Origin of the sequence: Neoluteolibacter marinus (genome assembly GCF_014904755.1) — a bacterium.
Lineage (GTDB): Bacteria > Verrucomicrobiota > Verrucomicrobiia > Verrucomicrobiales > Akkermansiaceae > Haloferula > Haloferula marina.
Genome location: NZ_JACZFQ010000337.1, coordinates 1 through 276, shown reverse-complemented (window position 1 = coordinate 276; position 276 = coordinate 1). Strand labels below are relative to the sequence as shown.

General features: G+C 74.3%; 1 pseudogene. It reads right to left on the bottom strand.

What is annotated here, in order from left to right:
* Positions 1-229: pseudogene (locus IG178_RS25155) on the bottom strand (TrkH family potassium uptake protein); the annotation flags it as partial.
* Positions 230-276 lie beyond the last annotated feature (47 nt).

Below are 276 nucleotides of genomic sequence, written 5' to 3'. Positions count from 1 at the left end.
CGGCCGTGAAGGCGGCGTCGACGAAGGTCGTGGAGCGCCCGTCGTGGGAGGACCACGGCAGCCACAGCAGCAGGGTGAACAGCCCGGCCACGCCGACGAAGACCAGCACGGCCAGGCGGGCCGGGGAGGACTGGGCGACGCGGTCGAGCAGGTCGCGCAGGCCGCCCAGCTGATCGCGCAGCGGGCGGGACTCGGTCTGGGGCGGATTGGCCCCGAGGGTGGCACGCACCGTGGAGCCTCCAGGATCATCTCGGCGGGGCGGGATCCGGCTCGGAT